A 12,544-nucleotide genomic window follows, 5' to 3' on the forward strand; every position below is an offset into this window, starting at 1 on the left:
ATGACACACTCTATTTTTATTTTGTTTGGATGATGTTCAATACTTTTCGAGAAATAGGCCCTACGAAAAGGAGTTGTAAAGGTAACGCTGCAACGACATTCATTTTCCAAGCGTTCAGATATGCTGGTAATAAATTATCCGAGATTCCTTGTTCCATTATTACACCAAAAAGTGACATACAAGTAACCATGCCAGCGACCATTAAACAAGAAATCGTTAAAATAATAGGTACTTTTTTTTCTGGATCCAACGGTAATTTAAAAGCAATTTTCTTTGCTAAAACACCGATAACAAAAACATCTAAGATGAAGGCAACAATAAAACCTGGGATTAGTCCTGTCATAAATTTCGTCAAATACAGCTCCTGATGTAACCATAAATTATAGGCACTCATTCCAAAAACCATTGAAAAGCACATCATCGTAGTAAAAATAATTCCTTCTTTTTTATTTGTAGGCACTCAAATCATTCCTTTCATTTTGTCACGAGGATTATCGTAGCATAGATAAAAAATTCTCGTAAGCATTTATTTATCATAAAATCAATGAAAGTTGACTTGAGCACTTAAAAGGTTGGATTTTATTTGAAAGTAGTCACTTTATCAGCTGCTAAGCGAACAGACTCGTATCCTTCTTCTACCGCTTTTCCGATGGATAAAATGATAACTGGTACATATCTTTCTTTATCTAAACCAAAAGCTTCTGCGAGTTGATCTGCTTCAAACCCACCAATTGGATTCGTTTCATAGCCATGTTCACGTGCAACTAACATGAATTGCATTGCCGCAAGACTAGAATCAACTTTTACGACATCGTTCATTTGCGACTTAGAGAATGATTTGTAATAAGGAATAATTGTTGCTAATTGTTGATCGCGGACTTCTTTTGGCATCTTGCCAGCTTCATAAGCTTGATTATAGATTTCTTCACCATATTCATAACATTCTAGATCCCCAAAAATCATCACCATAGCTGAAGATGTATCATTCTGCTTTGTATTAAAACGAATCAGTGGACGTAATTTTTCTTTTGCTTCGTCACTTTCCGCAACTACAAAACGCCATGGTTGCATATTCACTGAAGAAGGAGCTGTTGTTGCTTCCTGAATCATGGTTAACATTTCTTCGTGGGAAATTTTATATGTTTCATCGTACACCCGGACAGATTTTCTGCCATACATAATTGTTGAAAAATCTTTTGCTTGTTCCATTTATTCCACTTCTTTCGTTTTGATTGCTGATAATTGCGTATTTAATTTATTAAGCAACACTAATAACTGTGACATTTCTTCTCGATCGAATGCCTGTGATAAAATGCTAGCCATATCCGTGTGCTCTCTTTCGCAGTTTGAAAGTTTCTCTTCTGCTTTAGCGGTTACAGTGACCACTACTTCGCGATTATTCAAAGGATTTCTTTGTCGTGTAACGTAACCTTTTGTTTCTAATAATTTTAAGTGCCTAGTCACCGCTCCTTGATCAATTTGTAATAAAGATTGTAACGTGTTTTGTGAACAAGGATTCTTTTCTCTTAAAAGCGTTAATAATTCATAACGCGTCAAGCTCAACCCAATATTTTCTTCAAAAATTTGGATAATCTTTTGATCTGCTACTTTGATTTGATATAAAACATGACTAACTTCTTCTAAAGACATCTGTTCCTCCTCACACTAACAATTGACTCGTCAACTATTGACTCGTCAATGATAAAACGATTTGTTGAGAAAGGCAAGAATTTTTGTTTGTTAAATGAATTTTTTTATTGGCGATTCAAGATATGATCACTAAAAATTCTTTAATAATAAATGAACAAGTTAATAACTTAGTAATGATTTTAGTAAGCAGGTTTTAGTTTACAGCACAAAAAAACTAACTAACAACTCTTCCCAAATGCCAAAGCACATTTTTTAGTAACTGGCGTTTGCTAGCTAGTTCGTTATTTAAATTAGTTCATTAATCAATAACTTGGCAACTGCTCGCACAGAAAATAGATTTTGCCCTGTCAGAATTCTGCCGTCTTGTATTGCATATTCTCGATAAAATCTTTTCTTCTTAAAATGTCCTCCTCTTTTTTCCACCGCTACTTGATTCAAAAATGGGACAACCGATTTTTTCCCTGCGAGAATTTCTTCTGCCGTAGTAAACCCAGTAATATTCTTACCTTCAATCAAATAATTACCACTCTTATCTTTAATATTCAATAATCCTGCTACTCCATGACACACAGAAACAAGATATCCACCATTATCATAAATAGCAGTTGCCAGATTTTGAATGGTCAAATCCTCTGGAAAATCCCACATGACACCATGTCCGCCAGTATAATAAATAGCCGAATAGTCAGTTGGATTCACTTGATCTGGACGCAAAGTGTCCGTTAATCCTCTATGAATAAAATCAGGATCTTCATAAATTTCAAGAATTGATTCATCTGTGTATTTCATACTTCGTGGATCAAGTGGTACAAATCCACCGTTTGGACTAACGAAATCGAATTCAATCCTAACCTTTTGCATTTCATCCACAAATTCAGCCGCTTCACCTAGCCATAATCCAGTTGGCTCAGTTGTTCCCTGATAGCGAGTAACATTTGTTTCAATAATCAATACTTTTTTCACATTAATCCACCTCTGCGATAATTTGGGTCACATCACCCAATAATTTTTGCAATTTATTGATTTCGGTTGTTTCATGCGTTAAATAATAGAAATTTTTCGTTCCTTCACTACGATAATCAATGATTTTTGCTTCTTTTAAAATTTTCAAATGATGAGATACTGCTGGGCGAGAAAGATTTGTTGTTGCTGTTAACTCATTCACCCTAACTCCTTGGCAAGCACGGTCTTCTAGTAATCGAATGATAATTGCCTGACGTTTTTCATCGCCCAAAGCGATTAAAAAATTACTCACTTCTGAAAATTCTTTTTTTAAATTTGTAAAGTCAGCCATCTGACACCCTCCGTTTATATTTTTAAACCATTAAACCACCAAAGTAATCTCCTTGTCAAATTAGTTATTCCTTTCTAACTAACAACGCATCTTTTTCAGTCCTCCCTGAAATTATCGACCAGAAATCAAAAAATTTCTCTATATACTTAAGGTATCAAGTAAATGATCACAGGAGGAAACACAATGAAATGGTATAAACTTTCAACTGAACAAGTGAAGCAAAAAACTCGTGCTGAAACAACTGGCCTTACACAAAAGGAACGTCAAACTCGTTTAGAAACTGATGGATTAAATAAGATTGAAAAACAGGAACAATTAAAACCATGGCAAAAATTTGCGAAACATTTTACGGATTTATTGATGATCGTTTTGATGATTGCTGCATTACTTAAATTTTTCACCGGAGATATCATTGGTGGGAGTATTATTTTGCTAGTAGTCGTTATCAATGGGTTGATTAGTTACTGGCAAGAGAGAAGAGCGGAAGATTCTTTGGATGGACTGAGAAATATGATGGGACAAGAATCAGTCGTCCTTAGTGATGGTATTCAAGAAACAATTGATGCGGAGCAACTCGTTCGTGGAGATATTGTTATCTTAAAAGCAGGCGATGTTGTCCCAGCAGATTTACGTTTGATTGACACACACGATCTAACGATTGAAGAAGCTATTTTAACTGGTGAATCTTTAGCTGTTGAAAAGCAAAGCGCCACGATTGAAGAAACATCGCCAACAGGAGATCAAGTGAACATGGCATTTTCTGGGACATTGGTCCAAACGGGCTCTGCTCAAGGGATCGTTGTCGAAATTGGAAATCAAACTGAGATTGGGAAAATCAACCAAGCACTTCAGTCTGTAAAAGTACAGACAACCCCGCTTATCAAAAAAATGCACCAACTAAATAAGTACATTTTCCAAGGTATCTTGGCCTTGATCGTGTTCTTGCTTTTCTTCTCTAGTTTAAGATACGGGCTAGAATTGAATTTGATGTTCTCTGCTTCTGTCGCATTGATCGTCTCAATGATTCCAGAAGGATTACCTGCTGTCCTAACAATGATCCTTTCAATGGGCGTCAAAGAAATGGCAAAAGAAAATGCCATCATCAAAGGCATGCCAACAATTGAAACATTAGGCTCGATGACCGTTATTTGCTCTGACAAAACAGGAACATTGACCAAAAATGAAATGACCGTGATGGACGTCTTAACTGATGAACCACAAATGATGAAAGAAATTATGAACAACTGCCAAGAATTAAAGACTAAGGACGATCAACCAATCAAGCAATTAAAAGGAAACCCAACAGAATTAGCCTTACTAAACTATGTGAAAAATGATGCACTATCTTTAAAACCAGTTCTAGGCAAGATTCCTTTTAGTTCAAGTTACAAATACATGGCAACTGCACATTCTGTCGACAACCAATTTCTTGTTTTTGTCAAAGGTGCGCCAGAAATTTTGATGCAAAAATCACAATTGACTGAAACTGAAAAATTAAATTGGGAAGAACAAGCTACACAATTAGCAGAAAAAGGGCAACGTGTTCTTGGATTTGCCTACAAGGCGTTCAATGAGTCGACAGAGTTGACCCATGAACTTTTAACCGAGCTAACCTTCGTTGGTTTGTCTGGTATCATTGATCCACCAAAAGAAAGTGCGATCCAAGCAGTCAGAGAAGCACAACAAGCTGGAATTTCAGTTAAGATGATCACAGGTGATCACAAAGAAACAGCTAAAGCCATTGGGATTCAAATTGGATTGAAGCATACAGAAAATGTATTAGAAGGAGTCGACATCGACTTATTATCAGATGAAGAACTTGCTAAACAGGTCCAAAAGGTGGATGTTTTTGCCCGAACGACACCTGAACATAAATTACGAATCGTCACCACTTTACAAAAAAATGACGAAATCGTTGGTATGACGGGTGATGGTGTCAACGACGCACCTGCCCTAAAGAAAGCAGACGTTGGTATCGCTATGGGAATCAAAGGTAGCGAGGTCAGTAAGCAAGCTGCCGACATGGTCTTAGCTGATGATGACTTCCATACAATTGCTAAAGCAGTCAAAGAAGGACGTAGACTCTTTGATAATTTGCAAAAAACCATCAACTTCTTCTTACCCACTGCATTAGCACAAGGGCTAATCGTGATCGTAGCCTTATTATTAAACCGCCCACTTCCCCTAACTACTGTACAAATTTTATGGGTAAATATGGCTACAACGATTACACTTTCTTACGCTTTAGGATTTGAAAAAGCAAGTCCAAACGTGATGAAACGTCCTCCTAGAGAAACAAATGCTGGAATCTTGTCACTTTACAATGTCTTTCGAATATTCTATGTATCCTTGTTAATCATGGTACCTGCCTACCTATTATCCATTCAGTTCGATGGCACTGCATTACAACAAACGATCTTGTTGCAAAGCATCGTTTTAGGTCAAGCAGTCTACATGATTAACTGTCGCGAATTACTTGATCCTTCACTCAACCAAGGAATTTGGAAAAACAAAGCTCTGTTCATTTCATTAGGAATCTTGTTCATCCTTCAAACAATCGTGATTTTCTTACCGACTGCTCAACAATTGATTGGCACAACTAGCTTATCCCTCAACCAACAATTATTGATTTTTGGAAACGCATTGGTTCTTTTCCTCATCGTTGAGTTTGAGAAAAAAATCAGTAAAAAACTTTTAAGCAAAAAAAAAGCACCTAACCATGGGTCTACCTCCTAAGAGAAAACTTGGTTAGATGTAAGAATGATTCGTGAGTTCAGTCAATCGGCTGAGCTCATTTTTTGTAGGTATCAATGAAAGATAAAAAACCGGAAGCGGAGAACTGTCAATGGGGATATTTGAAACAATCAAATCCCCTGCTTGATACTTGATTGCGTTTAATTGTGTCAGTTCAATTGGTTCAATCCGAATCCGTTTGCCTAAGTAATCAGATAGTTCTTGTTGTAAAAATAACTTCCAGGCAGGTTCACTTTGAAAAATAAGATAGATAGTTATGGTGTGTGTTTTGATTGAGAAAATTGCTTGCTGGCACAACAAAAGAAAAATATTTACAAAATATGCTTGTTCTTTAATGGATGCGACTTGCAATAATTCTTGAAATAGCTCGTCTCCGACCATTTGGACGATGGGATATGCTTCATTCTGTTGGATCAATAGCTCTTGATACTCTAATTGAAATTGCTCTGAAAGGCTAGGCGACTCAGCATATTTCAATAACAGCACCAGTAAATTACACTGCAAGTGTGTGTCGTGTAATTTGGGAATATCTAGTTTTTTAGCTAATTTTTGAACCGTTTGTTGTGCTTTAGCAAGTAGGTCAGGATAGTCAGTATCTAAAACTGTCTTCACTTCTTCACCAAAATCATTGTTATAATTCCAACTTTCAAAAAAACAGAAAAAAGCAAAAAAAAGTTCTGATTCTTCAAGATAAATGCCCTCTTTTTTATATAAACTCTTTAATGATGACGCATATAAACATAACAGAGAATCATTCTGATTAAATGAAAATTGGTTGATCTGGCAACCTGCCTTGATTCTAATAGTATTGATAAAGAACCAGCAAATACCAAATATCTGTTCCGTTTCAACTTTCAGTTTAGTTGAGATATCTTTCGCTAAAAAATAATGATAATGATCTTCATGAATAAAATAGTCTTCAAAAAAATAATTATTATGGGTGAACGGTAAAAGTAACCTGTGGTAAAAAATCCGAATGGAGCTTTCTTCTCCAATCAGCTGTGCTTTTCCGCCCTTTAAACGAATTCGAATATGATAACTTTTTAGATTCTGATTAACCTTTGTGGTATGACGTTTGAGTGTTTCCATGGATATTCCTGTGTTATACAAAAAATCAGATAAATTTAATTCCTTTGCAAAAAGCAACTCTTTGACTAATTGAAGAGTAATCGAATGCGGCAAGAAAAATTCCCAAATATCATTTGTTGCAACTGTACTTTCACTAATCAATTTAATACCGTTATTATCTGTAGCAATTTTCCATCCAGAAGGTAAATAACTACGAACAGAATTCAAATCTGAAAAAACTGTACGTTCTGTCGTGTCGATTTTTTCAGCTAATTCTTTGACCGTAATCTGTGAATTATTCAGAAGTTGTTCCAACAATAACACTTGTCGATATAAATCTTTCTCTGTTATAAATTGTTTCACTAATGAGTACATGAAAGGTCCCCTTCCCAAAAATAATCAATTCGTAAAAATTGGTGTGATAAATTTTTTATGTGTAACAGAACTGAAAAAAATAGCTATTTCATCTTTTCGACATGTATCTACCCAAACTTTGATTGAATGATTGAAGATTGATTCGATACCTCTGATTTGTATCAGTCTCATGGTTTCCGACATCGTTTTCATTACTTTACTAAGTATAATTTTAAATAAATAAAATGAAAAGACTTAACTTGATAAGGCATAAACTAAATTTGAACTTTGGTAATCAATTAGTACGCAATTTCTAGAATAATCGCTAGTATAGATAACTTCATAAAAATAAACTTTTTATCACTTCGTCAACCAATCGCTAACCAGTGTGAGCCTCATCATATACAAAAAAGACATTCCAAAAATGGAATGTCTTTTTGAACGATAATAAAATTAACGTTTAGAGAATTGTGAAGCTTTACGAGCTTTCTTAAGACCTGGTTCGACTGATCTGATTTTGAATAAGCTTCAAAAAGCTTTAATATCACTGATTTTAATCAAATTTAGTATTAAACATTTTATTGCATTTCAAGAAATTTGAAAACAATAGTGTCATTTTATAAAAAATGCGAGTCGAAACAATTTACTCAAAAAGTAGTTTTTCTAAATTACTATGAATTTGCCTCAAACTAGCTTTTCCAACTTTTCCATGAGGAGCTTCTTTTAATGTTTCATAAATACCTTCTATATATTCATCAAGTGTCATATCCAATCTATCGAGCAAGTAAATTCCAGCAGATTTAAAATCTGCTAAAAATTGTTTATTGTTAAAGCATTTCTCATATCTTTTATCAATCATTTCTAAAGCAAAAAAAGTAAACGTAGATCCTCGCCAAAAAAAGTAAGAAATCTCTTTTCCCTTTCTATTGGTTACTGCATCTAAAAATAAACTATTAGTTTGTATGCCTTTTTTCCACTCCAAAATAAATCTGTAATACAGTAAACTCACTATTCCTAAATCATTTATTAGTCTTTCTATACTCAAATCGATATTTTCAAGCAAATATTCCATTGTATAACTTAAACCTTCACACTTTGTAATTTCTGGAATTTCGTCAATAGAACGTAAAAAATCTACACATAATATTTCAACCCTTTTCACATCATTTTCTACAGATTGGTCTGGCAAATTGATCCTAATAGAGTACTTACTATCATAATATAAATTCTCTTGTGTGAAAATAATCTTAAGAGGGGTAGTACGACAATATTTAAACTGGTCAAAATAGGACATACTAGAAATACTTTTACTTCTATCATTAAAAATAGTCATCAGCATTTTAAAAGTGATTCTATGATTTATATGAGTTTTATCGACAACCGCAGCAGCTGAACTATACAAGTCTTTTCCTTCATCGCCTAATTTAAAATAAAAAATATCTTTCAGCTTTTCTTGAAAAAACATAATATTTTTCGTCCACCCACTGTCAGGATAAAATATTTGATATAAATAATAAGCTACTCTATATTTTTTATTCATTGAAAAAACTAAATCCATTAATTTTCTATTATCTGAAATAGGTTCTCTTAAATCCCCATAGTGATTAATCAAAAAATCAAATACTGATTTTGAATACCATTCTTTATTACTATCACTATAAAATTCAGGTAATTTAAAGCGACTTTCTGAATCCAAATAATATTCAGCAATTTTTTTCCATTTATATTGTTCAAATTCAATATAGTATTCTAAAAGAGCTGGTGACATATTTTTGTCCTCTTTAAATGCGATCTCTCTCGTACTATCTTCAATATCATCATACAAATTTTTCATTTCACAGGTATCTGAAATTGCCTTTTCTAGTAATCTATCAAATAGATATTCATGTATATTATCCACTTTATTACCCAAGAGGTTTCTCCAACTATTGTTGTCTTTTTCATACGCTTTAGGAGTTTTAGCAACTAAACGCTTCATAGTACGTAAATCCATATTAATAAGGCTACTAAAATTATTCCAATCAATCCTATTTTTAACAGTAGATAAAAGTTCCCATTTTCGCACTATAAATTTTTTGTAATCATCATATAGATATTTTTTATACTCTCCGTAACTACGTTTTTCACTTCGTACACTATTAAATTCTCCATATTCCGAGCCAACCTCTATGGAGATTTCTGTAAATACTTTAGTTAAGAAAAAACCTAATGACTGATCATCAACTCTAGAAATATCGAACTTAAGAGAATAAAAAAAGGTATCCTCATCCTCACTAGAAAATTTACTTCTATACATTTTTTTAAAAAGTCGATAGTACTCAGCTCTTACTGAATTTTTTATGATACTTTCTAAACCACTATCTGTTTTTCCTTTTATTAAAAAAAGGATTCTTAGAATCTGTAAGCTTATACCAATTAAAAAAATATAAATCAAAAGCAAGATCATAATACTAGCCTGCCAAGCATAAATGAAACTACTTTTCATTTCTCCACTCATATTAACAATAAAAACCGGAGATACAATAGTAAGAAATAATACTACTAAGAATGGCTTTGTCTGAGTAATCTGATACCAAACTGAAGTATCTACCAAATACTTTATCTTGCTTTTCCCCAAATACCTAACCTTATCACTGTCACCAACGATGAACTGTAAAAAACCTATATAAATACCATACATACTGAGAATTCCGATAACAAAACCATAAATACCAACTAAATCAAAAGATGCTTGATCATACTTAATGAGTTCTATTTTTTCTCTTTGTTGAAAAATAAAAAGGAAAAAATAAAAGGTTAAAAACATTATGGTGCTAATCCATGGTAGATTTCTTTCTGATAATAAACTATCAAAAAAATGCAGTAACCTTCTACTAGGTTTAGTTTGAATCATTAATAATCGAATAGTCAGTTCAATTTTTGGGTATACTATAACAATTAAAAATAAACCTATTACTAGGTCAAAACCTTTAAAATTATAATTATTTATATTCACATTCTCTCCTACTCTTATCTTACTCAGTTTTTTTATATCATTGAAAATTATTCGAACGCTTATAGAATACTATCAAATTGAAGCTTGACTACGTTTCAATTGAATTCGTTATCTTTTCTAATTTTGCTATCTCTCAAACATAACTTTTATCAAATTGTCATCATGATCTGTTCTATCAACGAACGGATTCTCATCATCACTTTCAGTAAAATAACCATATACTGTATTTGCTACATCATACTCACTTAAAAGGTTATCTATAAATATCTCCTGTCTCTCAATAACTAATTCATTGGAAATAAATTCAAATTTTTTCTCTAAATTTTGAGCAATGCTTTCTGATAAATCAGAAATTACTTCCTCTTCAATCATCTGATAGTCTTCATCTGTTTGAGGGTTCTCGTCAATCTGCATCCTACTAACAATCTCATAATCTTTAAATGTTAATTCATCACATAATTCATCAAAAGATGTTTTTTCTATAACTGTTTTAAACGTATCAAGAATCCTACTAGTTATCAGTTCTTGATCCCCTAATTCTTTAAATACAAAAGATAACATTTCTGTATTTAAAGGCTCTATTATATGATACAACTTTTCTTCCGACTTAAATATGCTGGCTAAATCATAAAACTCAAAAAATTCTTCATTAAAAAAGAGCTTTTCTATCAGAATGTTATAGTCACTGCGTTCTTTAATACTTAAATTTTCATAAGCTCTTTCCACAGAAAGTCTAACTTTCTCAAACAACCTTTTGTCTAGCAAATCATTCTCAACAACTTTTTCTAAAAAATAGTAGAATATAGAGTTTTCCAATGTTTTAAACTGCAAAATGTCATCTCTGAATAAATCTTTCTTTATAAAACTTGCCGTTTCATTTGAAAAATCAATTCTTCTGACTTGTTCATAATAGATTGCGTTTTCCATAATTTTAATTTGTTCATTTTGGTTTTTTTTAATTTCACTTGAAACATAATCATTTATTGAAGGGTTTAAAACTGATATGTTCCTTGTATTAATACCACTCTTTATAACTAATAAGGAGTTAGTCAATCTTTTCATAGTCTTGTTAAAATGATTATAAGTTGTATCTAATATACCTTCATCACGAATCCTTGCATTAAAGGCCCTCTCTAAAACTGATTTTTCTATCTGTGTATCGGTTAATGAATATAGTGTGTTCATCAAACACCTGTCTTCGATAACCATCCGATTTTCAAACTCATCTTGCCAAACATCAGTTGGATTATCCATTTTTTCAAAAATATAACTATAGTAAGATTTTGGTGTTACCGATTCAAAATTTCTTTTCTTTGTAACATACTCGATAATTCGAGGATTATAGTTTTTATGATTCACAATCTTCATGTAGTTATTATCTCTAGCAATTTCTTTAAAATATTCCTTTGGTACTTTATTGAAAAATAAATGGTTATACAGTATTTTAGCTTTTTCATATTTAGATATCTGATCCAAGTCTACTAAGTATTTTTGAACTTCATACCTGTTCATTAGCTCATCAAACTTAAGTGAAATTTCCCTTGCTTCGTTTAAGATTGTTATTCTACTATTTAGAATAATTTTCTTTGATTTGTTCCTATTCACGAATGAGAGCAAAGTCTTTAGTTCATTAGGTTGATCTTCTCTAATTTTCAGATAATGTTGTCCTAAAAAATCATCTAAAAGTATAATCTCTTTTTTATCTGCAGCCATGCTAACAGCTTTTTTCAAGTCAGAAATATCATTGTTAGTTACATATCTAATTGAGTAATCTTTGGCAACATAATGAAGAATTATCATTTCGGAAATAGTACTTTTACCTACACCCGGAGCCCCTACTATTATTAGAATATTATGCTCAATTATTTTATTTAGAGCATCAATATATGCCTTTGTATCAACAAATAGTCCTATTTTTGATTCAATATCTTCTAAAAATTCATACGAATCTAAATAAATATTCTGATTTTGAATTATTGAAAGTACGTTAGAGGCATTTATCCATAACTTAAAATTTTTTTGTACAATATCAGTATTTTTCGCTTCAGCAAGAAATGACTCTATCTCATTTTTACCCCAAATATCAGAAATGTTTTTCATGTATTTCGGAAATAGATTTAGAATTTCAATTTTATTTTGTCTAGTTAAGGAGTAACTCGTCATAATAATATATTTGCTAGGATTATGTTTATTTACTTTTGCAATTTCTTCTTTTAAAGAACGTCTCAAACTACTAAAACTACTATTTGCATAATGCTTAACTTGTATCATTATTTCGGGTCTTGTTCCCTTATCACAAATATCAATCCCCTGATCTACTCCCCTTGGAAAAATATAAAGAGGCGTATCTAAATACATTTGCATTATATCTTTACATAAACTTTCAAACTCATAGTCATTTAACATAGTAAAATCAAACATTTTTCTCC

The 12,544-nt window shown here is 32.3% G+C and carries 9 protein-coding genes; 1 reads left to right on the forward strand and 8 read right to left on the reverse strand.

Translation table 11 applies throughout. The annotated features are described in order from the left end of the window. Nucleotides 1-16 precede the first annotated feature (16 nt). From DOK81_RS03945 to DOK81_RS03965, 5 genes are all read right to left on the reverse strand, one after another. Nucleotides 17-460, reverse strand: coding sequence for a DUF2798 domain-containing protein (locus tag DOK81_RS03945; protein ID WP_206908433.1), 444 nt, complete (start codon nt 458-460; stop codon nt 17-19). 119 nt (nt 461-579) lie between these two features. Beyond that, nucleotides 580-1,209: a nitroreductase family protein gene (locus tag DOK81_RS03950; protein WP_206908436.1), complete on the reverse strand. Its 630-nt coding sequence runs from the start codon at nt 1,207-1,209 to the stop codon at nt 580-582. After that, a complete protein-coding gene (locus DOK81_RS03955; RefSeq protein WP_206908451.1) occupies nt 1,210-1,650 on the reverse strand; it encodes a MarR family transcriptional regulator in 441 nt (146 codons plus the stop codon). Between the two features lie 285 nt (nt 1,651-1,935). Next, complete coding sequence (locus DOK81_RS03960) at nt 1,936-2,613, reverse strand: type 1 glutamine amidotransferase domain-containing protein (RefSeq protein WP_206908453.1); 678 nt, start codon at nt 2,611-2,613, stop codon at nt 1,936-1,938. A gap of 1 nt (nt 2,614) precedes the next feature. Next, nucleotides 2,615-2,944 (reverse strand): metalloregulator ArsR/SmtB family transcription factor, encoded by a 330-nt coding sequence (locus DOK81_RS03965; protein WP_206908455.1) that lies wholly within the window; start codon nt 2,942-2,944, stop codon nt 2,615-2,617. A 183-nt stretch (nt 2,945-3,127) separates the two neighbouring features. On the opposite strand from DOK81_RS03965, the gene DOK81_RS03970 reads away from it, so the two are divergent. Then, on the forward strand, nt 3,128-5,680 hold the full coding sequence (locus tag DOK81_RS03970) for an HAD-IC family P-type ATPase (protein ID WP_206908466.1): 2,553 nt from the start codon (nt 3,128-3,130) through the stop codon (nt 5,678-5,680). A 12-nt stretch (nt 5,681-5,692) separates the two neighbouring features. Here DOK81_RS03970 and DOK81_RS03975 read toward each other — a convergent pair whose 3' ends face one another. The 3 genes from DOK81_RS03975 to DOK81_RS03985 all read right to left on the reverse strand — a co-directional run bounded on the left by DOK81_RS03975 (nt 5,693) and on the right by DOK81_RS03985 (nt 12,536). Next, on the reverse strand, nt 5,693-7,141 hold the full coding sequence (locus tag DOK81_RS03975) for a helix-turn-helix domain-containing protein (RefSeq protein ID WP_206908479.1): 1,449 nt from the start codon (nt 7,139-7,141) through the stop codon (nt 5,693-5,695). 622 nt (nt 7,142-7,763) lie between these two features. Next, the gene (locus DOK81_RS03980; protein WP_206908482.1) at nt 7,764-10,115 is read right to left on the reverse strand and encodes a hypothetical protein; all 2,352 of its coding nucleotides are present in this window, start codon (nt 10,113-10,115) and stop codon (nt 7,764-7,766) included. Between the two features lie 126 nt (nt 10,116-10,241). Next, the gene (locus tag DOK81_RS03985; protein WP_206908498.1) at nt 10,242-12,536 is read right to left on the reverse strand and encodes a restriction endonuclease; all 2,295 of its coding nucleotides are present in this window, start codon (nt 12,534-12,536) and stop codon (nt 10,242-10,244) included. Between the last annotated feature and the right edge of the window lie 8 nt (nt 12,537-12,544).

The sequence above is a fragment of the Enterococcus sp. DIV0660C genome, from assembly GCF_017316125.1.
Classification (GTDB): domain Bacteria; phylum Bacillota; class Bacilli; order Lactobacillales; family Enterococcaceae; genus Enterococcus_B.